A 26,213-nucleotide genomic window follows, 5' to 3' on the forward strand; every position below is an offset into this window, starting at 1 on the left:
CATTGCCCGGCGATCCGCGGCCGCACTTTCCGGATCCATCGCGGCGCTGTCCGTAGTGGCTGTCATCGGCCGATTCGTCGGCCGCACACCTGGTCGATCCCTGGTCGACGTCCGAACAGCACCGGACGCCGACCAGGGTCCCACGCGACGGGCAGTTCAGCGGCTGGGGCTGAAACCGCCGCACCACGAGCGGCGGAATCGGCACCAGTAGCCCGTTTCGGTTGGCAGGGCATCCTCGACAGCCTGGAACACCCTGTGGCACAGCATGGCAACGCTACGCGACTCGCACCGTGAGGCTCTCGCGCCCGGCCGCCAGCGCCACGTGGGCGAGGGCCGCTTCCAGGCCCCGCGCAGGCAACGGCGCACCGTCGAACATGGTGATCTCGACGGCGTCCTCGGCGAGCTCCCAGACACCCGCGATGCGCCCACCCACCACGACGATCGGTGAGATCCAGCCCGCGGTGCGGCTCACCTTCGCACGGTGTGCGGCAGGCAGCAGCACGGTGTCACCGGTGCCCGGTCCCAGCACGTATTGATCGAAGGCGCCGAGCAGGTGCACCATGGCGCTCGGCGCGGCGGCGGCCAGTGCGTCGACCTGGTCGGTCGGCAGGAAGGCGCGGCGGCCCTCCACGTCGATTTCGGTGATCAGCTCGCCCAAATCGGCGAACCAACGGCGCACCGTGGTCTTGCGCAGACTGTTGCGGCTGAGCCAGGCGTCGAAGGTCTCCGGCGTCGCCGGGCCGTAGGCGCCGAGATAGCCGAGGATCGCCACCCGGGCCGCGGCGTCGAGATCGGGCAGGCCGGGCCAGTCGCGCACCAGGTGCGCGGGACTGGTGAACGTCACTTTGGTGCCTCGTGCCGGGCCGTGACACAGCACGCCCTGCCAGGCCAGCGGTTTGAGCAGCGCACCCCAACCGGATCGCAGTTCCTCCCCCAGCCGATGGAATTCCGGTGCGGACACCAGGGCTTCGACCAACTCCTCCCGGGTGAGCACCGCGGCGTCGAGTACCTGCGCGACCGCCTCGGTCAGTGCCGCCACCTCCGTGGGCGAAGCGCCGAAGTTCTTCTGCCACGAGGGTTTCTCCCACGTGCGCGCGGAACCGATGAGCGCGAGAACGGCGGCGGCCTGTTCCGAAGGCAGCGCGTGCAGCGTGCCACGCATCGCCCAGGTCTTCATCAGCGCGCCGTCGTCGAGCGCGCGCACCAGCGCGCCGGATTCCGGCTTCGTGCTGCGCAGTGCGACCGCCAGTTCGGCCGCTGAGGTGACCTGAGCCTGGACACCGCACAGACGCCCGGCCACCGCTACCGCACCTTCGTCGGTCCGGGACACGACATGGTGCCGGTCCAGCCGCCAGGCGAAAACCTGATCCCAGGTGGCCCGCATTCGCGCTCCTTCTACTGCTCAGCTCAGCATCGTGCCCGCGCAGGCGACCAGCGCGGCAGCCAGCGCCGACCCGGCGACCGTCATCGCGATCACGCCGAGCAAAGCGGTGCGGGTGGTGGCGCGCCGAATCGCGCCGACCGGATCGGCCAGCCGTTCGGCGCGGACCAGTACCGCCGTGCCCGCCGCGGCCAGCGCACCCGGCGGCGCGGGCTCGACGATGCCGACGATCGCCAGCAGCCCGCCCAGCAGCGGCAGCGAACCGTGCTCGTCGGCGGCCTTGTCGTCGGCGCACATCTCCAGCAGGCGGGCGATCTCGGCCGCGCCCCCGGTGAACAACCGCAGGCCGGGCAGTGTGGTGGCCACCGCGCGCAGCACCGCCGTCAACGCCGCGTGCCTGCCGGACAGATGCGCGCGTTCGTGCGCGAGTACCGCCGCGAGTTGATCCTCGTCCAGCGCCGCCAGCGCGGCGGTGGTGACCACGATGGTGTCGGGTCGTCCCGGCACGCAATACACCTGCCGCTCCGGTGAGTCGAGCACGACCGCCCCGATTCCCGGCACCGGCCTGCCGACCAGACGGACCGCCCGCGCGTGGACGCTGGTGCGCCTGCGCATGTCCAGCACGACTCCCACGGCGCGCGCCACCAGCGCGACGGTTCCGGTGGACACCAGTGCCGCCACCGCGAACGTGGCCGCACGGCCCGCTGCGGCGCCGTGCGCATCCACCGGAGCCCATAGGAACGAGGCGCACGCGTGCAACGCGTCCTTCGGATGTCCCCAGTAGGTGGCGAACTCGACGGTCAGCACCGCCGCCGCGACCCCCCATGCGCTCAGCGCACCGATGATCGCGACAACCCAGGCGATCACACCCAGCCGCGGCGCGATCCCGCGATGGGTCAGTCTGCGCAGCACGGGCGGACCGAAGGTCGCCACGACGCCGCCGTACAACGTCAGAGCCAGGGCCAGGCTCACGGCACTTCTGGTGACTTACGCGCCGCGAGTCTGCGTAGCGCGGCACGCAGCCCCGCCGACTCCTCGGCGCTGATCCGATCGACGAAATGGCTGAGTACCAGATCCGAGCGTCCGCCCGAACCCAGCGCCTCCAGCATGAGCCGGGCGCTGTGTTCCTCCCTGGTGAGCGTCGGCCAATAGCGATAGGCCTTGCCCGCGCGTTCACGCGCCAGCCAGCCCTTGCGATGCAGGTTGTCCATGGTCGACATCACCGTCGTATACGCGATGTCGCGCTGAGCCGACAGTTCGTCGAAGATCTCACGCACCGTTGTGTCCTCTGCGTCCTGATCCCAGATGCGGTCCATGATCACCGCCTCCAGATCCCCGAATCCACGCACCGTACCGACTCCCTCATCCGAGCTGTACCCCGTCGTGGGAACAGGTTACCGGTCCGGGTGGGTTACTACGGAGGCAACCAGTAGATCCGTCCGCTCCGACCGCACCCTGTCGGGGGCGTATGCGAACATATGTTCGTGTCCGACGCGCCCGTCTCCCGATCCGGCAGGCCCCGGATTCTCGCGCGGCCGGAGGCATCGATCCTGCATGCCGACCTCGACTCCTTCTATGCCTCGGTCGAGCAGCGGGACGACCCGTGGCTGCGCGGCAAACCGGTGATCGTCGGCGGCGGCGTCGTCCTGGCGGCCAGCTACGAAGCGAAGGCGTTCGGAGTGCGCACCCCGATGAACGGCGGACAGGCGCGCCGGTTGTGCCCGCACGCGATCGTGGTGCCGCCGCGCATGTCCGCCTACGCCGAGGCGAGCAGAGCCGTCTTCGAGATCTTCCGCGACACCACACCCGTGGTCGAGGGCATCTCGATCGACGAGGCCTTTCTCGACGTCGGCGGACTGCGCCGGATCGCGGGCGAGCCCGTCGCCATCGCGACGCGGCTGCGTGCGGAGGTCCGCGACCGGGTCGGCCTGCCCATCTCGGTGGGCATCGCTCGCACCAAGTTCCTCGCCAAGGTGGCCAGCGCCGTCGCCAAACCCGACGGATTACGGCTGGTGCCGCCGGACGGCGAACTGGACTTCCTGCATCCGCTGCCGGTCGAAAGGCTCTGGGGCGTAGGCGATGTCACCGCGCGCACGTTGCACGAGCACGGCATCACCCGGGTGGGCCAACTGGCCGAGCTGGGCGAGCGCCCGCTGCGGGCGATCCTCGGACCCGCCGCGGCACGCCATCTCTACGCCTTGTCCTGGGCGCGTGACCCGCGCCGGGTCGAGACCGGCCGGCGACGGCGCTCGATCGGCGCCCAGCGTGCCCTCGGCCGCAAGCACCGGCCGCCGGACGAGATCGAGGCCTATCTGCACGGGCTCACCGATCGGCTCGGCCGTCGCCTACGCACCGCCGACCGGGTGTGCCGAACCGTGGTGCTACGCCTGCGTTTCGACGATTTCACCCGGGCCACCCGCTCGCATACTCTCGCCGGGGCCACCGACCACACCGAGACGATCCTGAGCGCGGCCCGCACCCTGCTCGCCGGGGCGATGCCGCTCATTCAGGAACGCGGCCTCACCCTGATCGGTCTCGCGCTGACCAACCTCGACGACGCCGACTCCGTCCAGCTCACCCTGCCCTTCGAAGCCCGTGCCACCAGCAGCCTCGACGCCACCCTCGACGACTTGCGCAAGCGCTTCGGCTCCGCCGCCGTCACCCGCGCCGCCCTCCTCAACCGCGGCGAGGGCCTCTCGGTTCCTCTTCTCCCCGACTAGCCACGCCTCAGTACGAGCGTTTCGGCCGCTTGTCCATCAACCGCAGAATCAGCGGCGTGAAGATCAGCTGCATGGCCAGCTCCATCTTCCCGCCGGGCACTACGATGCAATTCGTCCGCGACATGAACGAGTCGTGCAGCATCGACAGCAGATAGGGGAAGTCGATCACCTTCGGGTCGGCGAACCGGATCACCACGAAACTCTCGTCCGCCGTCGGAATGGTGCGCGCGATGAACGGATTGGACGTGTCCACGGTCGGCACCCGCTGGAAGTTGACGTAGGTGCGGGAAAACTGCGGGCAGATGTAGGTGACGTAGTCCGGCATCCGCCGCAGGATCGTATCGATCACGGCCTCGCTGGAGTACCCGCGCTCGGTCTTGTCCCGGATCACCTTCTGAATCCACTCCAGATTGATGATCGGCACGACGCCGACCAGCAGATCGGTGTATCGCGCCACATCCACGGTCGAGGTGACCGCCGCGCCGTGCAGGCCCTCGTAGAACAGCAGGTCGCTGCCCGGCGTCAACTCCTCCCACGGCGTGAAGGTGCCCGGCGGCTGGCCGTAGGGCTTGGCCTCGGCTTCGTCGTGCAGGTACCGGCGCACCGTTCCGACCCCGGTCTCGCCGTAATCGCGAAACAGCGTCTCCAGTTCCTTCAGCAGGTTGGCCTCCTCCCCGAAATGCGAGAACCGCAGATTGCGGCTCTGCTCCGCCTCGGCCATGGCCAGTTTCATCTCGTTGCGGTCGTAACGGTGGAACGCGTCGCCCTCGACGATGACCGCGTTGATCTCTTCGCGGCGGAAGATCTCCTGGAAGGTCCGCGTCACGCTGGAGGTCCCCGCCCCGGAGGACCCGGTGATGGCGACGACCGGGTGCTTGACCGACATGGTTCTCCTCTTCAGCGCTGGGCCGGACGAAACAGCGACCGCCTGCCGAACAGCGAGCTGTCGAAGCTGGGGCCCTCGTCCGGTTCGCGGTGATACCGCTCGATGCGCTCGACTTCGTTGCGGGAGCCGAAGATCAGCGGCACCCGCTGATGGACGTCCCCGGGCGTCACTTCCAGCACTCGCTCGCTGCCGGTGGTCGCGGAACCCCCGGCCTGTTCGACGATGAACGCGATCGGATTGGCGCCGTAGAGCAACGCCACCCTTCCCGGACGCGTGGGCGGGCGGGTGTCGCGGGGGTACAGGTACACCCCGCCCCGGTTCAGGATGTGAAAGGTGTCGGCGACCAGGGATGCCACCCAGCGCATATTGAAATCGCGCTCGCGGGGACCGTCGACGCCGTCGAGGCACTCGTGCACGTAGCGGCGCACCGGTCGTTCCCAGAACCGCTCATTGGCCGCGTTGATCGCGAATCCGGAGGTGTCGTCGGGAATGCGCATCCGCGGGTGGGTCAGCACGAACGCGCCGATCTCCCGGTCCAGGGTGAACCCGTCGACCCCGCTGCCGGTCGTCAGCACCAGCATGGTCGCGGGCCCGTACAGGGTGAACCCCGCGCACACCTGCTCGACGCCGGGCTGCAGGAAGTCGGCCGCCGCAGGGCCAGGGCCCTGCGCGGGCGCGCGCAGCACGCTGAAGATGGTGCCCACCGGCAGGTTGACGTCGATGTTCGACGAACCGTCCAGGGGATCGAAGGCCAGCAGGTACTTCCCGCGCCGATGGGTGGCGGGCACCGGATGGATCTCGCTGATCTGTTCGGACAGCAACGCCGCAAGGTGCCCGGTCCATTGAGTTTCGGCGACCATGATGTCGTTGGTGATCGCGTCCAGTTTGCGATGCACCGTCGGCGGCAGATTGTCCGGCTCGGACGCACCGATCGAGCCGACGATCGCGCCCCTGGTGACCTGATTGGCGACGATCTTCGTCGCGGTCGCGATCACGTTCACCAGGGCGGAGAACTCACCGGACGATCCGGGATGCCGATGCTCCTGTTCGATGGTGTAGCGGGTGAGGGTCTTCAGTCCTTCTGGCATAACGCCTCGATCTCGTCACCGGGGTCACACGGTCGGCTCGCCTGCGGGCTCGGGGTCGGTGAACACGCTGCTGCCGTAGACATCCCGGTCGGTCAGCGTGATCAAATCGGTCTTGGTCAGCGGTCTGCGCAGTTCCACGAGACGCTTGGCCTGCCGCAACCGGCAACGGTCGAGCGCGTTGCGGACGCTGCGCGCGTTGGAGAAGCGCGGGCGGGCCATCCGGTGTTCCAGGTACTCCCCGAAAGCGGTCCGCGCCGCGTCGTCGAAGTGGAAGTTCTCCGCCGCCACCATGAGCTCGGCGATTCCCAGCAGCTCCGCGTGCGTGTAGTCGGCGAACTCCAGGTGATGAGCCACCCGCGAGGACAGGCCCGGATTGGCGGAGAAGAAGCGGTCCATCCGGTCGGGGTAGCCCGCGAAGATCACCACCAGACTGGCACGTTCGTTCTCCATCTCCTGCAACAGGATCTCGATCACCTCCTGCCCGTAGTCGCGTTCGTTCTCCGGCCGGAACAGGTAGTAGGCCTCGTCGATGAACAGCACCCCGCCCGCCGCCTTGGCCAGCGCCTCTTTGGTTTTCGGTGCGGTGTGCCCGATGAACTGACCCACGAGATCGTCGCGGGTGACCGTGTGCACCTTGGGTTTGCGGATGTAGCCCAGGGCGTGCAGCATCTGCGCCATCCGCAATGCCACCGTGGTCTTGCCCGTGCCGGGACCGCCGGTGAAGCTCATGTGCATGGTCGGCCGCGAGGAAGTCAGCCCGAAACGCTGCCGGGCGCGGTCGATCAACAGCAGCGCCGCGATCTCGCGGACCCGCCGCTTCACCGGAGCCAGCCCGATCAACTCCGCGTCCAGCCTGCGCAACGTTTCCTCGACGTCGTGACCCGCGATGTCGCTCGACAAGTCCAGCACCGCGTCCTCGGCCAGGATTTCCGGCTCTTCCGGATCGGCGGACGCCGTCCGCACCGCGCCGGGGACATCGGTCCCCGGCCGGTGCAAACGGAATCCGGAGCCGTTGCGCTCAGCCGCCATACCGCTCTCCCGGCCGGACGGTCGTGGCATACGAATGCAGGCCGTATGTCTGCATCCGGTCGGGCCCCTCGGTGCGGGTGAGCACGAAACCCGGCTCATCGGGCGGTCGTTGCACCAGGAAACTCAACGCCGTCGTCTGCCTGGTGTAGCGGGCGTCGTAGGCTAGCACCCGCACATAGTGCCGGGGGAAAGTCGCCCGGCACGCGTCGATCTCGGCCAGCACGCCGTCGGGCTCGTCCAAGTCGAACAGCGGCAGCCCCCACATCTCCCAATAGGCATTACGTGGGTGCGGATCGTCGGTGTACTCGATGGACACCGGCCAGCTGTTGAGCAACGCGTAGCGCACTTGGGCGGCGATCTGCTCGTCGGTCAGCGGCGGCAGGTAGCAGAATGTTCCGTGCCTCAGATACATCGGCTCGTCCTTCCTGGATGGTCAGCGGCTGGCCGTCGGCACAGCGTCCGGCGCGTCGGTGGAGGTGTAGTCGAAGGTGACATCGCCCCAGGTCGCCAGCGCGACATCGAGCGGACGGCAGATCTCGGCCGCCTTCCTGAGCACATCGGGGCCTTCCTTCAACAGGTCGCGGCCTTCGTTGCGGGCCTGCACGACCGCCTCCAGCGCGACCCGGTTCGCCTCCGCGCCCGCGGCGATGCCGAGCGGATGCCCGATCGTGCCGCCGCCGAACTGCAGCACCACGTCGTCACCGAACAGGTCGAGCAGTTGATGCATCTGCCCGGCATGGATGCCGCCGGAAGCCACCGGCATCACACCGGGCAGGCTCGCCCAGTACTGGTCGAAGAAGATCCCGTTGGCCGGCTCGGTCCGGATGTGGTTCTCCCGCAACGTGTCGTAGAACCCCTTGGTCGTCGCCGGGTCGCCCTCCAGTTTCCCGACCACGGTGCCCGCGTGCAGATGGTCGACGCCGATCAGCCTGCACCACTTGGCCAGCACCCGGAAGCTGACGCCGTGCGTCTTCTGCCGGGTGTAGGTGGAATGCCCCGCGCGATGCAGATGCAGCAGCACCCCGTTGCGGCGCGCCCAATGCGACATCGACTGCATCGCGGTGAAGCCGACGGTGAGGTCCATCATGATGACGACGCTGCCGAGTTCCTTGGCGAACTCCGCGCGCTCGTACATCTGCTCCATCGACGCCGCGGTCACATTCAGGTAATGGCCTTTGATTTCGCCGGTCTCCGCCATCGCGCGGTTGACGCCTTCCATCGCGAACAGGTACCGGTCGCGCCAGCGCATGAACGGCTGCGAGTTGATGTTCTCGTCGTCCTTGGTGAAATCCAGGCCGCCTTTGCATGCCTCGTAGATGACGCGTCCATAATTGCGGGCGGATAGCCCGAGTTTCGGTTTCACCGTCGCGCCGAGCAGCGGCCTGCCGTATTTGTTGAGATATTCGCGTTCCATCACCGTGCCGTGCGGCGGCCCTTGGAACGTCTTCACGTACGCCACCGGAATGCGCATGTCCTCCAGCCGCAGCGCCAGCAGCGGCTTGAACCCGAACACGTTGCCGATGATCGAGGAGGTCAGGTTGGTGATCGATCCCTCCTCGAACAAGTCGAGATCGTAAGCGATATAGGCGAAGTACTCCCCCGGCCGCCCGGGGACCTCGTCGATGCGGTAACACTTCGCCTGGTAGCGCGAGTGGGCGGTGAGCCGGTCGGTCCACACCACCGTCCAGGTCGCCGTGGAGGATTCACCCGCCACCGCGGCGGCCGCCTCGATCGGATCGACACCGCGCTGCGGAGTCACCCGGAACACGGCGAGCACGTCGGTATCCGACGGCTGGTAGTCGGGCGCGTAATACCCCATCGACGCATAGGATTGGACACCCGGATCCCAGCGGTCGCGTTCGGTTTCTTCGGCCATCGTTCCTCCTGCTGTGCCACTGCGGGACACCCGCACCCGGGTGAACGGGCGTGCCTTGGGATTTCCAGGATGACGGGCCGGATACCGACAAACAATTTGATTGTTTCTCGCGATACTCAACATATTCGTTGAGTTTGTTACCGTTCTCCGGTGGGTATGGTGAGCGCGGCTCGGATGGAAACCTTCCTGGCCGTCGCCCGCCACGGCAGCATCCGCCGCGCCGCGGCGCAGTTGCACATCACCGAGGCCGCGGTCTCCGCGGCCGTCGCGCACATCGAGAAACAGCTGGGGGCAAAGCTCATCGCGAAGTCCGGGCGCGGCATCGCGCTCACCGAGGCCGGGCGCGTCTACGCCGAGTACTGCCGCGGCATCCTCGGGTTGATGAAGGAGGCGCAGGCGGCCGTGCGCCGCGCCGAGACCGGGCGACTGCGGATCGGCGTGGTCGCCACCGCGGGCGAGTACGTCCTGCTGCGGCCGCTCGCGTCGTTCCGCCGCCGGTTCCCCGACATCGAACTGAGCCTGTCGGTGCATCCGCGCGACGCGCTGTTCCTCGAATTGCAGCACCACGAAACGGATCTCGTCATCGCAGGCCGACCGCCACGCGACACCGGGCTGGTGGTGCGCGCCCGGCGGCCCAGCCGCCTGGTCGTGGTCGGCCTGCCGGAACTCGATCCGCTGCGCGCCACCTGGCTGCTGCGCGGGCGCGGCTCCGGCACCCGCGAGGCCACCCTCGCCTTGCTCGACCAACTCCGGATCGAACCGCCGGTGCTCACTCTCGGCTCCCACGGCGCCGTTCTCGCCGCCGCGCGAGAAGCACTGGGGGTGACGCTGATCCACAGCGATGCCATCTCCCAGGACCTGGAGAACGGCGCGCTGCGCGTCCTCCCGGTCGAGGGCACCCCGCTGGATCGTCCCTGGCATGCCATCACCACCCGCACACCGACCCCGACCACCCGCCTGTTCCTCGCCCATCTGCTCGACCCCGCGGAGGTCGGCTCCGACGCCTTCCACCCGCATTGAGGCCCGCGACCTGCGCGGACCGGCGCCACAGCCGCCACGGAAACCGACTGGACGGATATGACAGACTCACTCGCATGACCCGAGGGGATGTTCCGTCCAACGTCTCGGACACCGCGCGCTGGGTCGCGGCCTACCGCGCACGCGAGACGACGCGCCCGGACGCGCTGTTCCGCGATCCGCTCGCCGACCGGCTGGCCGGCGAACGCGGCCACGCCATCGCCGACAACGCGCCTCCGGTGATGCGCGACGGGTGGCCGATCGTCACGCGGACCAAACTGATCGATGACCTCATAGCCACAGCGATCGGCGAGGGCTGCGACCGCGTCCTCAACCTCGCCGCCGGTCTGGACACCCGCCCCTATCGGCTCGACCTGCCCGACGAGTTGCTCTGGATCGAAGCCGACCTGCCCGAGATCGTCGCCGAGAAGGACAGCGCCCTCGCCGGCGAGACGCCGCACTGCGTGCTCATCCGCCGCGCGGTCGACCTCGCCGACCCCGAGGCGCGGGTGAAGTTCCTCGACGAGGCGCTCGGCGCGATCGGCCCGAACGCCACCGGCGCGTCCAAGGCCCTGGTACTCACCGAGGGGCTGCTGATGTACCTCGACCCGCCGACGGTCACCGACCTCGCGACCGCACTGGCCCGCCCCGAAATCGCCTGGTGGCTGCTGGACCTGAGCCTGGGCATGCGCAAGATGCGCTCCGGCGACACCTTCGCCAACGCGCCGATGCAGTTCGAACCCGCCAACGGCGTCCGCTTCTTCGAAGACCTCGGCTGGCGGCCGATCGAACTGGAAAGCCTGCTGCTGCACGCCCGCAAATTCCACCGCGCGCCTTGGTACCTACGTCCCTTCACCTATCTCCCCCAGCCCGACCCCCGCAAACCCATGCGCACCCCCTGGTCGGGCATCATCCGTTTCCGCCACACCTGAGCGACGCCGCCCGCGACTACAGCTGGCCGTGCTGGGAGTCGAAGGTGAGCACGCGGCCGCCCAGTTGGATCTGGGCTCCGGGTGTGAGGGCGACCGGCTGGCCGGGGACCGCTCGGACCCAGTCCTGGCGTCCGGGATGACGGATGTGGGTGCCGTTGGTGGAACCGCCGTCCACGACCGTGACATCCCAGTCGACGAGGCGGATCTCCGCGTGCGCCCGCGACATTCCGCCCGAGCTGTCCTCCAGCCGCACCGGGCGCGCACCACGCGCTACCGCGTCCGAATGCTCCGGTTCGCGGCCGAGAACGCAGTCGCTGTCCAGGACGAACGACGTGCCGTCGTCCAGTAGCAGCACACCGAGCGGTGGGCGCACCCCTTCGCTGAGCACGCAGGTGAGCTGATCCATCCGGATCCCGCAGACCGCGCAGAACGACACCCGAGGATCGTTGTGATGATGCCGGGCGCATTGGAAACCCGGCACGATCACGCGATGTCCCAGCGCGTTCGAGCCGGTCGACCCGAGCGCGTCGGCGACGACTCCGGCCGAGGGAACCATCGTCTCGGCGAGATTCGCGTCGTTGGCGATCGCGTGATCCCGATCGGTGCGGTGCGCGGGCCGCGCCGGGCTCTGGTCCGGCGCCGGTGGTAAGGGCTGCGCCGCCGGCGGCGTCACGCCTTCGCGTGGCGTGGCCCGCCGCGCCGCCGCTTGGAGATCGACTTCCGTCGCGGCATCGCCGGAGTCCTGGCCCTTCCGCAGGCTCGGCGCCCGCCGTGGTTGCGCTTCGGACGCCTCGGAACCCGCCTGCCCACCCGGGCGGTGTGGTTGCGGCATCGCCTGCGGTCCGGCGGTGAGACTCGGTTGTGGCATCTGATCCGGCATCGGCGGACCATCCTCGACGCGATGCGGTTCGGCCGCCGGTCGTGGCGCGACGTGCGGCGGCTCCGGCCGGGGCTCGACGGGAGATGGCGGCGCGGATCCGGCGTGCGGTCGCCGCGGGGACTCGGCGTCACCGTGGTTGTCCGGCTCATCACCGATCGCGCCCGACCACAGCACCGCGCCGGACCCCGGCGCGGTGCCCGCATCCAGCGACAGAATTCCCCGCCCCGGTAGCGATTCCGCGGTCCAGCCCGCCTCGTCCACGAACAACCCGGCGCCGCTGTCGGGTGCGGGCGTCACCATGCGGTCGACGGTGAATCCGGCGTCCCGGCCGCGCAGCACCTCCGTGTGGCCCGGGCCGGCGAGCACCGCGGTGACCCCACCGTGCAGGAACACCGCGAGACCTTGGTCCACCGGCGTGATCACCCCGAATTCGACTTCGTCTTCCTCGCCGTTGGACAGGCCCATCAGCCAGGTCGTGGCCAGTCGCGCCACCGCGCGACCGCTGCGGCGCCGGTCGCGCGCGACGGCTTCGCGCACGATGTCCAGCAGCGCCGTCATCGTGCGGGCAGCGACCGTGTCCGCCGTGAGGAGCCCGTCGGCCCGGTGCGCGACGACCACGACTGCGCCATTCGCGCTCGCCACCAGGTGGGCGCCGGGCAACACCTCGATCTGCGCGCTCACAGGAACCGACCGCCTTGGAAGCGCCACCGATGGAAGACCACCCGCATCGGCCCGTTCACGATGAGCCAGAAGGCGATCCATGTGACGACGAACTGGATGAGGAAGGCAGCGAGCGACGGACGCAGATGCTCGGGCAGCACCACCGTGGTGTAGCGCACGAGCACCCAGATCAGCGCCCCCTCGTTGAGGATGGTGACCAGACCGAACAGGGTCGGCCAGTCCTTCTCCCAGCGGAACTGTTGGAGCAGGTGGTAGAGCAGTTCCCAGAGCACACCGACCAGAACGGTCGCCAGCAGCACCGACAACGTCACCCGGTACGCCTGACCGGTGCTCAACGCGCCGGTCGGCAGGAGCGGGGTGATGAACAGCGCGACAGCGAAGCCGATCACGCTCAGCGCGAGCAGACGGGTCTGGATTCGCCCGTTCAAGGTAGGAAGCATCGCTCAGATCTTCTCGTTCGTAACCCACAGCCACCATTGGCGCGTCGAGCGTAGCGGCCCCATCCTGCGGCAGAACCCGACCGCGGCCAGGTCGTCGGCGATCTCCTGCGCGGCGATCTGCAAGCCGAGGAAGGTGTCCACCCCGGCGAACGGCCCGCCGAGCGTCGCGCTGCCGGAGGCGTATATCCGTCCCGTGCCGCTGCGGGTGCCGATCAGCTCGAAGGTCGTGTCCACGTCCAGCCGACCGAGCGGATTACGGCCCGCGCCGGTGTGGTCGAGCAGGTCTGCCAACAGCCGGTGCTCCCGGACGTCGGCTTCCAACCCCGTGCAGTCGATGATGTAGTCGACGGTCGTGTCGAACGGTTGCGTCGGCGGAGGAAAAGGCAAGGGTGCGCTGGAGTCCGGAAGAATCGTGGCGACCACGCCTTGCCGTCCCGCGGCAGGACGCGGAGCGCGCATCGTGCCGGCCATCACCTGGTACCACCCCTCCCTGCGGCCGCGGCGCAACTGTTCCTGCCAGTTGTCACGGATGGGGGTGTTGGTGCCGGAGATCTCCTTGTACGCGCGCGCCCGTTCCTCGCCTTGCAGTCGTCGCACCTTCTGCTTGAGCTGACCGCCCCACACCGACTTCGGATAGTTGAAACCCTGGTAGGCCCATCCGTCGCCGCCCTTGCGCCTGCTGAAGACGTTCTTGCCGTGCGAGCCGGCGATATACGTGCGGAACAGGTGCAGGATCCGGGTGTCGAGCCGGTACTTGTCCCGATCGTCGATGAGCCGTTGCAGGACGCGGCTGGCCACGATCCCGCTGCCACGGATCAGCACCGTGCCGGGCCGCCGCTGGAGCGCCTGGTAGACGTGCTCGTGCGGCTCGTAGGCATTGACCACACGGGTGGGGTCACGATGGGTCTCGCGATACTCCTGCAGATCCGGCAGCAGCTTCAGTCCCGGATAGCCTACGGCGACATGGACATACGTGCTGCGGAAAGCGACCCGCTTGGTCGGTGTCGAACCCGCGGGCGGGGTGAGGATGGTGAAGTATCCGCCGCCGTTGCGCTTGCGGACCATGCGCACGTGCCCGCGGTGCAACGAGCGGGCATAGCCGATGCGGTGGAATTCCCGCTCCATGGAGGCGAACGCCTGGCCCGCACGCGGGGTGTAGTAGTTGGCGAAGATCGGCTCGACGAAGACGTTCCACAGCGGCTTGATCGACTTGTCCGCGATCGCCTCCCGCACCGCGTAGGACGGAAAGCCCCAGATGTTGTCCGGCGTGGAGGCCGAGTCGCTGCGCAGGCGTTCGCCACGGGGGATCTGCGACACCCTGGTGAGGTACTCGTAGGAGGTCCACGGGTGCTCCTGCGGACCGAGCACCGCCATCGCTTCGGCGGGCACGCCGAAGATCCGGAGCGTGTCGTAGGTGACGAACGATCCGATCCCGCTGCCGATGGTCACGAACGGTACGTCGAACACCGGAATCCCGGCGCTGCCGAGCATTTCATCGGTCCATACGTCGGTGTCGACGAGGGCCTGCGTGATATCTCCCCGCATTGGCCGGACTTTACCGGCAGTTTCTTATCAACTGCTTGCCATCGGCTTTCGCCGGACGACCGCACTGGTGACGCGCCGCGCACGACGCGCGCGAACCATCTGCGCCGAACCTGCCACGCGGTACGCCCTCGCGGACGTACCATGCCGTTCGTGGCCGATTCCCCTCGTTCCACCCCACTGCGGGTCCTCGTGTACAGCAACGACGCCGACACCAGGCGCCAGGTGATCCAGGCCTTGGGCAAGCGTCCGAGCACGGAGCTACCGGAGTTCGAGTACCTGGAGGTCGCCACCGCTCCCGTGGTGATCGCGCAGCTGGACGCCGGTGGCATCGACTTGGCCGTGCTCGACGGCGAGGCCACCCCCGTCGGCGGGCTCGGCATCGCGAAGCAGTTGAAGGACGAAGTCGATCCGTGCCCGCCGCTGCTGGTGCTCACAGGCAGGGCCGACGACGCATGGCTTGCCAGCTGGTCGCGCGCGGAGGCAGCGGTGGCGCATCCCATTGATCCGCTCCGGCTCACCGAGGCCGTCGTGGCTCTGCTGCGCAGCCGCTCCGCGGCCTGACCCCCCGGCAATTCATAGCGATCATGAATTAATTCACCCGGGCGTGCCGCCGCGCCCCAGACCGCCGGTAAGCGACCCCGGGGCGCACCGCTCGCCGGCACCGTTGTGCGCCGCACAATTTGTCGCCTTTTCCGACTGCGAACCCGCTCGGGACCACATTTGGCGTCGCGGTACCCGACACCTCAGCGTTTCCAACTGACCGTTCACCCAACGGTGCGGGCCCCTCGCGCGGATTACCACCGTTTCGGTCATAAATGCTTGTACTGAATTCGATCAAACGCCGTCGCCAAACGGGGTGCGGGCCGCCGGTTCAGTTGTAGGCTGTGCTCTACCTCACACGGAGACGGATCTGGCCATGACCGTCCCCGGGTGGAGCCGAGGGGCGAGTCTGGCCGAGGCGGACAACGACGTCAGCCCGCCTCGGACGCTGTTGTCAGCTGCCGCTCGCAAGGAGGGGAAGTGCAGTCGTGAACATCGAGGTGCCGACGCTTGTACTCGGCGCGATCGCGGCGGCGTTCGCGCTGTTCTCCATCGTTCTGTCCGCCCTGGTCGGCCCGAAACGACGAAACCGGGCAAAGCTGGAACCCTACGAATGCGGTATCGAACCCACGCCGCATGCCGTGGCAGGCGGACCGGGAAACGTTACCGGACAACGCTTTCCGGTGAAGTACTACCTCACCGCCATGTTGTTCATCATCTTCGACATCGAGATCGTGTTCCTCTACCCGTGGGCAGTCCACTTCGATGCGCTCGGTCTCTTCGGTCTGGCCGCGATGGCGTTGTTCATCGTCAACGTCTCGGTGGCCTACGCCTACGAATGGCGACGGGGTGGGCTCAGCTGGGACTGACCCCCGCGCAGCCGAATTCGTAGCCGACGAGTGGAAGCGAGTCAGTAGAACATGGGTCTCGAGGAAAAACTGCCCAGCGGCTTCCTGCTGAGCACGGTCGAGGATTTCGCCGGATACCTGCGCAAGGGCTCCCTGTGGCCGGCCACCTTCGGGCTCGCCTGCTGCGCCATCGAGATGATGGCCACCGGCGGGGGCCGTTTCGACATCGCCCGCTTCGGCATGGAGGCCTTCCGCGCCTCGCCGCGGCAGGCCGATCTGATGATCGTCGCGGGCCGGGTGAGTCAGAAGATGGCTCCGGTGCTGCGCCAGGTCTACGACCAGATGACCGAACCCAAATGGGTGCTGGCGATGGGCGTCTGCGCCTCCTCCGGCGGGATGTTCAACAACTACGCCATCGTGCAGGGCGTCGATCACGTCGTGCCGGTGGACATCTATCTGCCCGGCTGTCCGCCCCGGCCGGAGATGCTGCTGAACGCGATCCTGGCACTGCACGCCAAGATTCAACAGATGCCGCTCGGCGTCAACCGCGAGGAGGCCATTCGCGCCGCCGAACAGGCCGCGCTCGCCTCGACGCCGACCATCCGGATGGAGGGTCTGCTGCGATGACCTTCGACACCCCTGACGACACCGAAACCCCGCCCGCGCACGACGCGATCGATGCCGCCGCCACCGCGGGCCCCGAAGGCACACTGCCGGAAGAGGATTCCAGGCCGGCGGAGACCGACGTGATCGGCGTGCGCCGCGGCATGTTCGGCGTCACCGGCACCGGCGACACTTCCGGCTACGGCCGCCTGGTCCGCCCCGTCACCCTGCCCGGCGGCACGTCCGCCCCCTACGGCGGGTACTTCGACGAGCTGGTCGCCGCGCTCCACGCCGCGCTCGCCGCCACCGGCGTCCGCTCGGACGCGGCGCTCGAGAAGGTGATCGTCTTCCGTGGCGAACTCACTGTGCACGTGCGCCGGGAGCATCTGCCCACGGTGGCCGGCGCGTTGCGCGACGATCCCGCACTGCGATTCGAGCTCTGTCTCGGCGTCGACGGCGTGCACTACCCGGAGGACTCCGGCCGTGAACTGCACGCCGTCTACCACCTCATGTCGATCACGCACAACCGCCGTCTACGGGTGGAGGTCTCCGCACCGGACGCGGACCCCCACATCCCCTCGCTCTACGAGGTGTATCCGACCACCGACTGGCATGAGCGCGAGACCTACGACTTCTTCGGCATCCGGTTCGACGGGCACCCCTCGCTGACCCGGATCACCATGCCGGACGACTGGCGCGGCCACCCCCAGCGCAAGGACTACCCGCTCGGCGGGATCCCGGTCGAATACAAGGGCGCGCGCATCCCGCCGCCCGACGAGCGGAGGGCATACAGCTGATGAGCGACACCGACACCGAACCCGAGGTCACCGCGCCCGGGCCCGCCACGGTCACCGTCGCAGGCCAGGACTGGGACCAAGTGGCCGAGACGCTGTCCGGCGCGGGCGAAGAACGCATCGTCGTCAACATGGGTCCGCAGCATCCGTCCACCCATGGTGTGCTGCGCCTGATCCTCGAGATCGAAGGCGAGACGGTCACCGAAGCCCGCTGCGGAATCGGCTACCTGCACACCGGGATCGAGAAGAACCTCGAATTCCGCAACTGGACCCAGGGCGTCACGTTCGTCACCCGGATGGACTACCTGTCGCCGTTCTTCAACGAGACGGCGTACTGCCTGGGCGTGGAGAAACTGCTCGACATCACCGAGCAGATCCCCGAGCGCGCCACGATCGTCCGCGTGCTGCTGATGGAGCTCAACCGCATCTCCTCGCACCTGGTCGCCCTGGCCACCGGCGGCATGGAGCTCGGGGCGTTGACGCCGATGCTGTTCGGCTTCCGCGAACGCGAGCTGATCCTCGACGTGTTCGAGACGATCACCGGCCTGCGGATGAATCACGCGTTCATCCGCCCCGGCGGCCTGGCTCAGGACCTCCCCGACAACGGCGTCACCAAGGTGCGCGAACTGCTCGCGCTGCTGCCCGAACGGCTGCGCGATATGGAGCGCCTGCTCACCGCCAACCCGATCTGGAAGGCCCGCACCCAGAACATCGGCTATCTCGACCTGCAGGGCTGCATGGCCCTCGGCATCACCGGCCCGGTGCTCCGCGCCACCGGCCTGCCGCACGACCTGCGCAAAGCCCAGCCCTACTGCGGCTACGAGAATTACGAATTCGACGTTCCCATCACCACCGGATGCGACTGCTACGGCCGCTACGTCATCCGGGTGGAAGAGATGAAGGAATCGTTGAAAATCGTCGAGCAGTGCCTGGACCGGTTGCGGCCCGGCCCGGTCATGATCGACGACAAGAAGATCGCCTGGCCCGCCGACCTGCAACTCGGCGCCGACGGACTCGGCAACTCCCCCGAGCACATCGGCAAGATCATGGGCACGTCCATGGAGGGCCTGATCCACCATTTCAAGCTGGTCACCGAAGGCATCCGCGTTCCGGCCGGCCAGGTCTACGCGGCCGTCGAGTCACCGCGCGGCGAGCTGGGCGTGCACATGGTCAGCGACGGCGGCACCCGGCCCTACCGCGTGCACTATCGCGACCCCTCGTTCACCAATCTGCAAGCGGTCGCGGCGATGTGCGAGGGCGGCATGGTCGCCGACGTCATCGCCTCGGTCGCCAGCATCGACCCCGTCATGGGCGGAGTGGACCGATGAACCCGGCAACAGACGGCGATACCCCGAACGGCGGCTACGGGACCGGTGGGACGCGGGTCCTGCTGAAGCTCAGCGCCCGGCCCGAGCCGTACCAGCCCTTCGTGCGCGAACGGCTCGAAACCGACGCCAAGGAGATCATCGCGCGCTATCCGCATCCGCGCTCGGCGCTACTGCCCCTGCTGCACCTGGTGCAGTCCGAGGAGGGTTGCGTCACCGGCACCGGAATCGAGTTCTGTGCCGAGCAATTGGGCTTGACCGGCGCCGAAGTCACCGCGGTCGCCACCTTCTACTCGATGTTCCGGCGCACACCGACCGGCGACTACCACGTCGGCGTCTGCACCAATACGCTCTGCGCGGTCATGGGCGGCGACGCCATCCTCGCCGCACTCGAGCGCCACCTCGGCATCGGGCACGGCGAGACCACCGCGGACGGATCGATCACGCTGGAGCACGTCGAGTGCAACGCGGCCTGCGACTTCGCGCCGGTCGTCATGGTCAACTGGGAGTTCTTCGACAACCAGACCCCCGAGTCCGCACGGGCGCTGGTGGACGCGCTGCGAGCCGGACAGCAGGTCACCCCGACCAGGGGCGCGCCGCTGTGCACGTTCAAGCAGACCGCCCGCATCCTCGCCGGTTTCCCCGACGAGCGCCCCGGCGTGCTCGACGGCGTGGCCGGTGACGCGACACTCGCGGGTCTGCGGGTGGCCCGCGAACAGGGCATGCGCGCCCCCGCGCCGGAAGAGGACGCGGAGGGCAGGCGATGACGCTCACCCCGGTGCTCAGCACCTACTGGGACGATCCGCAGTCCTGGACGATGGACACCTACCTGCGCCACGACGGCTACCAGGCGCTGCGCACCGCCCTGCGGATGGACCCGGATCAGATCATCCAGACCGTCAAGGACGCGGGCCTGCGCGGGCGCGGCGGCGCGGGCTTCCCCACCGGCATGAAATGGAGTTTCATCCCGCAGGGGCCCGGTCCCGACGGCGTCACCAAACCGCACTACTTGGTGGTGAACGCCGACGAATCGGAACCCGGCACCTGCAAGGACATTCCGCTCATGCTGGCCGCCCCGCACGCGCTGATCGAAGGCGTCGTCATCGCCGCCTACGCCATCCGCGCGGCGCACGCGTTCATCTACGTGCGCGGCGAGGTGGTTCCGGTGCTGCGGCGGCTGCAGGCCGCGGTGGCCCAGGCCTACGAGGCGGGCTTCCTCGGTCACGACATCCTCGGCTCCGGCTACGACCTCGAGCTGATCGTGCACGCGGGCGCGGGCGCCTACATCTGCGGTGAGGAGACCGCACTGCTGGACTCGCTGGAAGGCCGCCGCGGCCAGCCTCGCCTGCGCCCGCCGTTCCCCGCCGTCGCGGGTCTGTACGCCTGCCCGACCGTGGTGAACAACGTCGAGTCCATCGCCAGCGTGCCGCCCATCATCCGCAACGGCATCGCGTGGTTCCGCTCCATGGGCAGCGAGCGCTCGCCCGGCTTCACGCTCTATTCGCTGTCGGGTCACGTCACCCGGCCCGGGCAGTACGAGGCGCCGCTGGGCGTGACGCTGCGCGAACTACTCGGCTACGCCGGTGGCGTGCGCGCCGGGCATCGGGTGAAGTTCTGGACTCCGGGCGGTTCGTCCACGCCGCTGTTCACCGAGGAACACCTCGACGTGCCGCTCGACTACGAAGGCGTCGCGGGTGCGGGATCCATGCTCGGCACCAAAGCCTTGCAGATCTTCGACGACACCACCTGCGTGGTGCGCGCCGTGCTGCGCTGGACGGAGTTCTACGCCCACGAATCCTGCGGCAAGTGCACCCCGTGCCGGGAGGGCACCTACTGGCTTGTGCAGCTGCTGCACCGTATCGAGGCGGGCACCGGCGTCGCATCCGACCTGGACAAGCTGCTCGATATCAGCGACACCATCAACGGCAAGTCGTTCTGCGCCCTCGGCGACGGCGCGGCCAGCCCGATCATCTCCTCGCTGAAGTACTTCCGCGAGGAGTACGTCGAACACCTGCGGCTCGGCCGCTGCCCGTTCGACCCGGCGCGCAGCACGGCATGGGCCGAGTCAGGAGAAGAGGTCCGATGAAACCGGTATCGCGGAGCGATTCGATCAGAGGTGGCGGCCGGGCGGCGAACGGGCCTGCCGCCGTGCGCGACCACAACGGCGGCCCCGCGCCCGCCGATCTGGTGACCGTGACCATCGACGACACCCCCGTCAGCGTGCCCCCCGGCACACTGCTGATCCGGGCCGCCGAGCTCATCGGCATCCAGATCCCCCGCTTCTGCGACCATCCGCTGCTCGACCCGGTCGGCGCCTGCCGTCAATGCCTGGTCGAAGTCGAAGGGCAGCGCAAGCCGGTCGCCTCCTGCACCATGGCCGTCGCCGACGGCATGGTGGTGCGCACCCAGCTCACCTCCCCCGCCGCCGACAAGGCGCAGGAGGGCGTGATGGAGCTGCTGCTGATCAACCATCCGCTCGACTGTCCGGTGTGCGACAAGGGCGGCGAGTGCCCGCTGCAGAACCAGGCGATGTCCACCGGCCGCGCCGAAAGCCGGTTCGACGGCCGCAAACGCACCTACCCCAAACCGATTCCGCTGTCCACGGCCGTGCTGCTGGACCGGGAACGCTGCGTACTCTGCGCCCGCTGCACCCGTTTCTCCCAGCAGATCGCGGGCGACCCGTTCATCGAACTGATGGATCGCGGCGCGCTACAACAGGTCGGCACCGCGCAGGCCGAACCGCTGGACTCTTATTTCTCCGGCAACACCGTGCAGATCTGCCCCGTCGGCGCGCTCACCGGCACCGCCTACCGATTCCGCGCGCGCCCGTTCGACCTGGTGTCCAGCCCGAACATCTGCGAGCACTGCGCCTCCGGCTGCGCCCAGCGCACCGACCACCGGCGCGGCAAGGTGTTGCGCCGGTTGGCCGGAGACGACCCGCAGGTCAACGAGGAATGGAACTGCGACAAGGGCCGGTGGGCTTTCGCCTACGCCACCGCACCCGACCGGCTCACCACCCCCCTGGTGCGCGGCTGGGACGGCGAACTCGCCCCCGCCTCGTGGTCGCAGGCGCTGGCCGCGGCCGCGGAGGGGCTGGCCGCGTCCTTCGGCAACGCAGGCGTGCTGGTCGGCGGCCGGGTCACCGAGGAGGACGCCTACGCCTACGCGAAGTTCGCGCGAGTCGCCCTCGGCACCAACGACATCGACTTCCGCTCCCGCGCGCATTCCGCCGAGGAGGCCGATTTCCTCGCCGCCCGCGTCGCGGGCCGGGACGGCGCGGTCACCTACGACAGCATGGAAGCCGCACCGGTCGTCCTGCTCGTCGGATTCGAACCCGAGGAAGAGTCGCCGATCGTCTACCTGCGGTTGCGCAAGGCGGCCCGCAAGCGCGGCCTACCGATCTACTCGCTCGCGCCGTACTCCTCGCGCGGGCTCGAGCGCATGTCCGGACGGCTGATGCGCGCCGTGCCGGGCGCCGAACCGCATCTGCTCGACGCTATCCGCACCGGCGAGATCACCACGCCCGGCGCGGACCCCGCCCAGCTGGCCGATCTGGCCCGGCTGCTGCGCGAACCCGGTGCGGTGATCATGGTCGGCGAGCGGATGGCGGGCGTCGCGGGCGCGCTGTCGGCCGCGGTTCGCCTCGCCGACGAAACCGCGGCCGCCCTCGCCTGGGTGCCGCGCCGGGCAGGCGAACGTGGCGCGGTCGAAGCGGGCGCCATGCCCGGCCTGCTTCCCGGCGGCAGGCCCGTCGCCGATCCCCGTGCCCGCCAACAGGTCCGGGCTGTTTGGAACGTACCGGAGCTGCCCGTCGGCGCGGGCCGCGACACCACGGCGATCCTGGAGGCCGCCTCCGGCCTCGGCGCGCTGGTCATCGGCGGGGTCGATGTCGCCGACCTGCCCGACCCGGCCGCAGCGCTGGCCGCGATCGACGCGGCCAGGTTCGTGGTGAGTCTGGAACTGCGCCGCGGCCCGGTCACCGAACGCGCCGACGTGGTCTTCCCGGTGGCCGCGGCCATGGAGAAATCCGGCACCTTCCGCACCTGGGAGGGCAGGCCGCGCCCGTTCGCCGCCGCGCTCGGTGACGACATGGTGCGCCGCCAGACCGCGCCGCTGTCGGATCAGCGCGTGCTGCACGCGATCGCCGAGGAGATGTCGGTGCGCCTCGGCCTGCCCGACATCGAAACCGCCCGCGCCGAACTCGCCGAACTCGGCGCGTGGGACGGCGCACCCGTCACCGCCCCCGCGCACGGGCCGAACCCGTTGCCGCGGCTCGAGCCAGGAACGGCGGTGCTCGCCAGCTGGCGCATGCTGCTGGACGAAGGCCGGATGCAGGACGGCGAACCGAATCTGGCCGGCATCGCCCGGCCCCCGGTGGTGCGCCTGTCGGCGGCCACCGCCGCCGAGATCGGCGTACAACCCGACGACCCGGTCACGGTCGCCACCAGCCGCGGCACGGTCACGCTCCCCCTGATGATCAGCGACCTGCCCGACCGCGTGGTCTGGCTGCCGCAGCACTCGCCCGGCTGCTCCATCGCCGAGCAACTCGCCGTGCAGCCCGGCGCGATCGTGCATCTGCGGCACGCCGACGAGAGGATGAAGGAGCACCGTCATGAGTGATCTCGCCGCGCTCGCCCTGACCTCCACGGTTACCCACGCCGCCTCCGATCCCTACGCGCCCGCCGGCTTCGGGCACGACCCTTTGTGGCTGGTGATCGTCAAGGCGCTGGCCGTCTTCGTCTACCTGATGCTGATTCCGCTGATCGCCGTGCTCGCGGAACGAAAGATCGTGGCACGCATGCAAATGCGGATCGGCCCCAACCGGACCGGGCCGTTCGGCTCGTTACAGAGCATCGCCGACGGCGTGAAGATGGCCCTCAAGGAGGACATCGTCCCGGCGATCGTGGACAAGCCGATCTACATCCTGGCGCCGGTCATCTCGGTGGTGCCCGCGTTCATGGCGTTCGCGGTGATCCCCTTCGGGCCCGAGGTGTCGTTCTTCGGCGTCATCACGCCGCTGCAGCTCACCGATCTGCCGGTGGCGGTGCTGTACATCCTCGCGATCACCTCCATCGGCGTCTACGGCATCGTGCTGGCCGGATGGTCGTCGGGCTCGACCTATCCGCTGCTGGGTGGGTTGCGCTCGACCGCGCAGGTCATCTCCTACGAGATCGCGATGGCGCTGTGCTTCGCGACGGTGTTCCTGCTCGCGGGCACCATGTCCACCTCCGGCATCGTATCCGCGCAGGAAGGCACCTGGTATGTGTTCCTGCTGCTGCCGTCGTTCCTGATCTACTGCGTCTCGATGGTCGGCGAGACCAACCGGGCGCCGTTCGACCTGCCGGAGGCCGAGGGCGAGCTGGTCGGCGGCTTCCACACCGAGTACTCCTCGCTCAAGTTCGCCATGTTCATGCTGGCCGAGTACGTCAACATGGGGACGGTGTCCGCGCTGGCCACCACCTTGTTCCTGGGTGGCTGGCACGCGCCGTGGCCGCTGAACATGTGGGACGGCGCCAATTCCGGTTGGTGGCCGGTGCTGTGGTTCACCGCGAAGGTCTGGACATTCCTGTTCGTGTTCATCTGGCTGCGCGGCACACTGCCCCGGCTGCGCTACGACCAGTTCATGAATCTCGGTTGGAAACTGCTGATCCCGACCTCGCTGGCTTGGGTCATGGTGGTGGCCACCGCACGGGTGTTGCAGGCAGAGGGCCATCGGGTGCAAACCCCCATCCTGGTGATCGGCGGCTTGGTCGTCACCGGGCTACTGGTGCTGCAATTCCTGCGGGCAGGCCGGGCGCAGGCGGCGCCGCCACCGGTCGAGCAACCCGTGATCGCGGATTCCCCCGAGTCGACGGTCTTCCTCGGCTTCCCGGTTCCGCCGCTGCCCGCCGACGCGCACACACGCGACGCCACCCGCACCAAAGCCGGGCTGTTCGATCCACTGGCCGGCTTCGCGGTTACCGCGGGCACCATGTTCAAGAAGCCGAACACCGAGTTCTATCCCGAGCAGAAGACGCCGACCGCGCCGCGCTACCACGGCAGGCACCAGCTCAACCGGCATCCCGACGGCTTGGAGAAGTGCATCGGCTGTGAGCTGTGCGCATGGGCCTGCCCCGCCGACGCGATCTACGTCGAGGGCGCCGACAACACCGAGACCGAACGGTTCTCGCCCGGTGAGCGATACGGCCGGGTCTATCAGATCAACTACCTGCGCTGCATCGGCTGCGGCCTGTGCATCGAAGCCTGCCCCACCCGGGCGCTGACGATGACCAACGACTACGAGATGACCGATGACAACCGGGCCGACCTGATCTACGAGAAGGACCGATTGCTCGCCCCGTTGCAGCCCGGAATGACCGCACCGCCGCACGCCATGCACCCCGGCGCCGACGAGGCCGACTACTACCTCGGCCGGGTGCCCGGCGGGCCTGCCACCAGCGGTGCCACGGCGACCGACGCGCTCCGCAAACCCGCCACCGCCGGCGCGGAAGGAGTGACACGATGACCGAACTGATCCTGGCCGCGGAGCCACTGACCCGCGCATCCACCGGCGAGACCGTCCAATTCTGGATCCTCGCCCCTATCGCCGTGCTCGGCGCGCTCGGCATGGTGTTCGCCCCCAAGGCCGTGCACTCCGCACTGTGCCTGGCCGCGACGATGATCGCGCTGGCCGCGTTCTACATCGCCCAGGACGCACTGTTCCTCGGCATCGTGCAGATCGTGGTCTACACCGGCGCGGTCATGATGCTGTTCCTGTTCGTGCTGATGCTCGTCGGCGTCGACTCCGCCGAATCGCTGAAGGAGACCATCCGCGGCCAGCGACTCGCGGCCGCCGCGGTCGGCATCGGCTTCGGGCTGCTGCTCAGCGGCGGCATCGCCCACGGCGTACGCGAATCCGGAACAACCTTCCCCGCCAACGGTTTCCCCGGCCGCAACGTGATCGCCGAATTGGCCGAACTGATCTTCCTGCGCTACGTGTGGGCCTTCGAACTCACCGGCGCCCTACTGATCACCGCCACCATCGGCGCCATGGTGCTCGCGCACCGCGAGCACTTCGGCCCCCGCACCGATCAGCGTGAACTGTCACGCCGCCGCTTCCGCGAGAAGGGCCACCGCGCCACACCACTGCCCACCCCCGGCGTCTACGCCAGGCACAACGCGGTGGACATCCCCGCGCGGCTGCCCGACGGGTCTTTCGAGGAACTGTCGGTCAGCACCATCCTGCGGCACCGCCGCACCAGGGCGCTCACCGAAGCGGCCGTCATCTCGGTCGGCACCACGCCCGCGGCGGACGCGGCCGACACACCCAGCGACGAGGAAGGCAACCGGTGAATCCCGAGAACTACCTGTTCCTGTCCGCCCTGCTGTTCACGATCGGCGCGGCCGGAGTGCTGTTGCGGCGCAACGCCATCGTCGTGTTCATGTGCATCGAACTGATGCTCAACGCGGTGAACCTCGCGTTCGTCACCTTCGCCCGGATGCACGCCGATCTCGACGGACAGGTGTTCGCGTTCTTTACGATGGTGGTCGCCGCGGCCGAGGTGGTCGTCGGCCTGGCCATCATCATGACCATCTTCCGTACCCGCCGCTCGACCTCGGTCGACGACGCCAACCTGCTGAAGTTCTGA

The 26,213-nt window shown here is 68.6% G+C and carries 25 protein-coding genes; 14 read left to right on the forward strand and 11 right to left on the reverse strand.

The genetic code is table 11. The features are described from left to right. Positions 1-274 precede the first annotated feature (274 nt). The 3 genes from ACWEO7_RS28810 to ACWEO7_RS28820 are packed head-to-tail and all read right to left on the reverse strand — an operon-like array spanning position 275 to position 2,730. Positions 275-1,384, reverse strand: a complete 1,110-nt coding sequence (locus ACWEO7_RS28810; protein ID WP_452427828.1) for a winged helix DNA-binding domain-containing protein — start codon at positions 1,382-1,384, stop codon at positions 275-277. Between the two features lie 18 nt (positions 1,385-1,402). Continuing rightward, a complete protein-coding gene (locus ACWEO7_RS28815; protein WP_452427830.1) occupies positions 1,403-2,353 on the reverse strand; it encodes a M56 family metallopeptidase in 951 nt (316 codons plus the stop codon). Then, on the reverse strand, positions 2,350-2,730 hold the full coding sequence (locus ACWEO7_RS28820) for a BlaI/MecI/CopY family transcriptional regulator (protein WP_043691105.1): 381 nt from the start codon (positions 2,728-2,730) through the stop codon (positions 2,350-2,352). The genes ACWEO7_RS28815 and ACWEO7_RS28820 overlap by 4 nt, the downstream gene beginning before the upstream one ends. Before the next feature lie 129 nt (positions 2,731-2,859). On the opposite strand from ACWEO7_RS28820, the gene dinB reads away from it, so the two are divergent. After that, positions 2,860-4,101, forward strand: a complete 1,242-nt coding sequence (gene dinB, locus ACWEO7_RS28825) for a DNA polymerase IV (RefSeq protein WP_452427832.1) — start codon at positions 2,860-2,862, stop codon at positions 4,099-4,101. A 7-nt stretch (positions 4,102-4,108) separates the two neighbouring features. On the opposite strand, the gene ACWEO7_RS28830 is transcribed toward dinB, so the two are convergent. The 5 genes from ACWEO7_RS28830 to ACWEO7_RS28850 are packed head-to-tail and all read right to left on the reverse strand — an operon-like array spanning position 4,109 to position 9,184. Beyond that, positions 4,109-4,987 carry a phosphoribulokinase gene (locus ACWEO7_RS28830; protein WP_450016985.1) on the reverse strand — a complete coding sequence of 293 codons (879 nt, stop codon included), beginning with the start codon at positions 4,985-4,987 and terminating at the stop codon, positions 4,109-4,111. 11 nt (positions 4,988-4,998) lie between these two features. After that, entirely contained in the window at positions 4,999-6,075 is a 1,077-nt protein-coding gene (locus ACWEO7_RS28835; RefSeq protein WP_452427834.1) for a class 1 fructose-bisphosphatase, read from the reverse strand. 24 nt (positions 6,076-6,099) lie between these two features. After that, positions 6,100-7,104 carry an AAA family ATPase gene (locus ACWEO7_RS28840; RefSeq protein ID WP_452427835.1) on the reverse strand — a complete coding sequence of 335 codons (1,005 nt, stop codon included), beginning with the start codon at positions 7,102-7,104 and terminating at the stop codon, positions 6,100-6,102. Beyond that, a complete protein-coding gene (locus tag ACWEO7_RS28845) occupies positions 7,094-7,516 on the reverse strand; it encodes a ribulose bisphosphate carboxylase small subunit (protein WP_450016979.1) in 423 nt (140 codons plus the stop codon). The genes ACWEO7_RS28840 and ACWEO7_RS28845 overlap by 11 nt, the downstream gene beginning before the upstream one ends. Positions 7,517-7,537: 21 nt before the next feature. Next, positions 7,538-9,184, reverse strand: coding sequence for a form I ribulose bisphosphate carboxylase large subunit (locus ACWEO7_RS28850; RefSeq protein WP_452427837.1), 1,647 nt, complete (start codon positions 9,182-9,184; stop codon positions 7,538-7,540). Between ACWEO7_RS28850 and ACWEO7_RS28855 the strand changes: the two genes are divergently transcribed. Next, positions 9,155-10,000: a LysR family transcriptional regulator gene (locus ACWEO7_RS28855; RefSeq protein ID WP_452427839.1), complete on the forward strand. Its 846-nt coding sequence runs from the start codon at positions 9,155-9,157 to the stop codon at positions 9,998-10,000. The two genes, ACWEO7_RS28850 and ACWEO7_RS28855, sit on opposite strands and share 30 nt — an antisense overlap. A 74-nt stretch (positions 10,001-10,074) precedes the next feature. Continuing rightward, complete coding sequence (locus ACWEO7_RS28860) at positions 10,075-10,929, forward strand: class I SAM-dependent methyltransferase (protein ID WP_452427841.1); 855 nt, start codon at positions 10,075-10,077, stop codon at positions 10,927-10,929. A gap of 16 nt (positions 10,930-10,945) precedes the next feature. On the opposite strand, the gene ACWEO7_RS28865 is transcribed toward ACWEO7_RS28860, so the two are convergent. The 3 genes from ACWEO7_RS28865 to ACWEO7_RS28875 are packed head-to-tail and all read right to left on the reverse strand — an operon-like array spanning position 10,946 to position 14,475. Continuing rightward, a complete protein-coding gene (locus tag ACWEO7_RS28865) occupies positions 10,946-12,490 on the reverse strand; it encodes an FHA domain-containing protein (protein ID WP_452427843.1) in 1,545 nt (514 codons plus the stop codon). After that, positions 12,487-12,930 carry a hypothetical protein gene (locus tag ACWEO7_RS28870; protein WP_452427845.1) on the reverse strand — a complete coding sequence of 148 codons (444 nt, stop codon included), beginning with the start codon at positions 12,928-12,930 and terminating at the stop codon, positions 12,487-12,489. Before ACWEO7_RS28870 ends, ACWEO7_RS28865 begins: the two co-directional genes overlap by 4 nt. 3 nt (positions 12,931-12,933) lie before the next feature. After that, positions 12,934-14,475: a hypothetical protein gene (locus ACWEO7_RS28875; RefSeq protein ID WP_452427847.1), complete on the reverse strand. Its 1,542-nt coding sequence runs from the start codon at positions 14,473-14,475 to the stop codon at positions 12,934-12,936. Between the two features lie 141 nt (positions 14,476-14,616). Here ACWEO7_RS28875 and ACWEO7_RS28880 point away from each other — a divergent pair, with 141 nt between their 5' ends. From ACWEO7_RS28880 to nuoK, 11 genes are all read left to right on the forward strand, one after another. Beyond that, positions 14,617-15,036 carry an Rv3143 family two-component system response regulator gene (locus ACWEO7_RS28880; RefSeq protein ID WP_452427849.1) on the forward strand — a complete coding sequence of 140 codons (420 nt, stop codon included), beginning with the start codon at positions 14,617-14,619 and terminating at the stop codon, positions 15,034-15,036. A gap of 467 nt (positions 15,037-15,503) precedes the next feature. Further along, positions 15,504-15,884, forward strand: coding sequence for an NADH-quinone oxidoreductase subunit A (locus ACWEO7_RS28885; RefSeq protein ID WP_067807371.1), 381 nt, complete (start codon positions 15,504-15,506; stop codon positions 15,882-15,884). Positions 15,885-15,935: 51 nt separating this feature from the next. Further along, positions 15,936-16,490, forward strand: coding sequence for a NuoB/complex I 20 kDa subunit family protein (locus ACWEO7_RS28890; protein ID WP_040866749.1), 555 nt, complete (start codon positions 15,936-15,938; stop codon positions 16,488-16,490). Further along, positions 16,487-17,263 (forward strand): NADH-quinone oxidoreductase subunit C, encoded by a 777-nt coding sequence (locus ACWEO7_RS28895; protein WP_452427850.1) that lies wholly within the window; start codon positions 16,487-16,489, stop codon positions 17,261-17,263. Before ACWEO7_RS28890 ends, ACWEO7_RS28895 begins: the two co-directional genes overlap by 4 nt. Continuing rightward, entirely contained in the window at positions 17,263-18,588 is a 1,326-nt protein-coding gene (gene nuoD, locus ACWEO7_RS28900) for an NADH dehydrogenase (quinone) subunit D (protein WP_452427852.1), read from the forward strand. Before ACWEO7_RS28895 ends, nuoD begins: the two co-directional genes overlap by 1 nt. After that, positions 18,585-19,352: an NADH-quinone oxidoreductase subunit NuoE gene (gene nuoE, locus ACWEO7_RS28905; protein ID WP_452427854.1), complete on the forward strand. Its 768-nt coding sequence runs from the start codon at positions 18,585-18,587 to the stop codon at positions 19,350-19,352. Before nuoD ends, nuoE begins: the two co-directional genes overlap by 4 nt. Further along, positions 19,349-20,671: an NADH-quinone oxidoreductase subunit NuoF gene (gene nuoF / locus ACWEO7_RS28910; protein WP_379254453.1), complete on the forward strand. Its 1,323-nt coding sequence runs from the start codon at positions 19,349-19,351 to the stop codon at positions 20,669-20,671. The genes nuoE and nuoF overlap by 4 nt, the downstream gene beginning before the upstream one ends. Continuing rightward, positions 20,668-23,205, forward strand: coding sequence for an NADH-quinone oxidoreductase subunit G (locus ACWEO7_RS28915; RefSeq protein ID WP_452427855.1), 2,538 nt, complete (start codon positions 20,668-20,670; stop codon positions 23,203-23,205). The genes nuoF and ACWEO7_RS28915 overlap by 4 nt, the downstream gene beginning before the upstream one ends. Positions 23,206-23,221: 16 nt before the next feature. Beyond that, entirely contained in the window at positions 23,222-25,090 is a 1,869-nt protein-coding gene (gene nuoH / locus ACWEO7_RS28920; protein WP_452427873.1) for an NADH-quinone oxidoreductase subunit NuoH, read from the forward strand. Next, positions 25,087-25,917: an NADH-quinone oxidoreductase subunit J gene (locus ACWEO7_RS28925; protein WP_355074000.1), complete on the forward strand. Its 831-nt coding sequence runs from the start codon at positions 25,087-25,089 to the stop codon at positions 25,915-25,917. The genes nuoH and ACWEO7_RS28925 overlap by 4 nt, the downstream gene beginning before the upstream one ends. Continuing rightward, positions 25,914-26,213 (forward strand): NADH-quinone oxidoreductase subunit NuoK, encoded by a 300-nt coding sequence (nuoK, locus tag ACWEO7_RS28930; protein ID WP_040866745.1) that lies wholly within the window; start codon positions 25,914-25,916, stop codon positions 26,211-26,213. Before ACWEO7_RS28925 ends, nuoK begins: the two co-directional genes overlap by 4 nt.

Source organism: Nocardia sp. NPDC004260 (assembly GCF_053603155.1).

Excerpts from the sequence above, each read along its gene's own strand:
- ACWEO7_RS28810 (WP_452427828.1), bottom strand. The coding sequence starts at position 1,384 with ATGCGGGCCACCTGGGATCAGGTTTTCGCCTGGCGGCTGGACCGGCAC.
- dinB (WP_452427832.1), top strand. The coding sequence starts at position 2,860 with ATGTTCGTGTCCGACGCGCCCGTCTCCCGATCCGGCAGGCCCCGGATT.
- ACWEO7_RS28830 (WP_450016985.1), bottom strand. The coding sequence starts at position 4,987 with ATGTCGGTCAAGCACCCGGTCGTCGCCATCACCGGGTCCTCCGGGGCG.
- ACWEO7_RS28835 (WP_452427834.1), bottom strand. The coding sequence starts at position 6,075 with ATGCCAGAAGGACTGAAGACCCTCACCCGCTACACCATCGAACAGGAG.
- ACWEO7_RS28840 (WP_452427835.1), bottom strand. The coding sequence starts at position 7,104 with ATGGCGGCTGAGCGCAACGGCTCCGGATTCCGTTTGCACCGGCCGGGG.
- ACWEO7_RS28845 (WP_450016979.1), bottom strand. The coding sequence starts at position 7,516 with ATGTATCTGAGGCACGGAACATTCTGCTACCTGCCGCCGCTGACCGAC.
- ACWEO7_RS28855 (WP_452427839.1), top strand. The coding sequence starts at position 9,155 with ATGGAAACCTTCCTGGCCGTCGCCCGCCACGGCAGCATCCGCCGCGCC.
- ACWEO7_RS28860 (WP_452427841.1), top strand. The coding sequence starts at position 10,075 with ATGACCCGAGGGGATGTTCCGTCCAACGTCTCGGACACCGCGCGCTGG.
- ACWEO7_RS28870 (WP_452427845.1), bottom strand. The coding sequence starts at position 12,930 with ATGCTTCCTACCTTGAACGGGCGAATCCAGACCCGTCTGCTCGCGCTG.
- ACWEO7_RS28875 (WP_452427847.1), bottom strand. The coding sequence starts at position 14,475 with ATGCGGGGAGATATCACGCAGGCCCTCGTCGACACCGACGTATGGACC.
- ACWEO7_RS28880 (WP_452427849.1), top strand. The coding sequence starts at position 14,617 with ATGCCGTTCGTGGCCGATTCCCCTCGTTCCACCCCACTGCGGGTCCTC.
- ACWEO7_RS28890 (WP_040866749.1), top strand. The coding sequence starts at position 15,936 with ATGGGTCTCGAGGAAAAACTGCCCAGCGGCTTCCTGCTGAGCACGGTC.
- ACWEO7_RS28895 (WP_452427850.1), top strand. The coding sequence starts at position 16,487 with ATGACCTTCGACACCCCTGACGACACCGAAACCCCGCCCGCGCACGAC.
- nuoD (WP_452427852.1), top strand. The coding sequence starts at position 17,263 with ATGAGCGACACCGACACCGAACCCGAGGTCACCGCGCCCGGGCCCGCC.
- nuoE (WP_452427854.1), top strand. The coding sequence starts at position 18,585 with ATGAACCCGGCAACAGACGGCGATACCCCGAACGGCGGCTACGGGACC.
- nuoF (WP_379254453.1), top strand. The coding sequence starts at position 19,349 with ATGACGCTCACCCCGGTGCTCAGCACCTACTGGGACGATCCGCAGTCC.
- ACWEO7_RS28915 (WP_452427855.1), top strand. The coding sequence starts at position 20,668 with ATGAAACCGGTATCGCGGAGCGATTCGATCAGAGGTGGCGGCCGGGCG.
- ACWEO7_RS28925 (WP_355074000.1), top strand. The coding sequence starts at position 25,087 with ATGACCGAACTGATCCTGGCCGCGGAGCCACTGACCCGCGCATCCACC.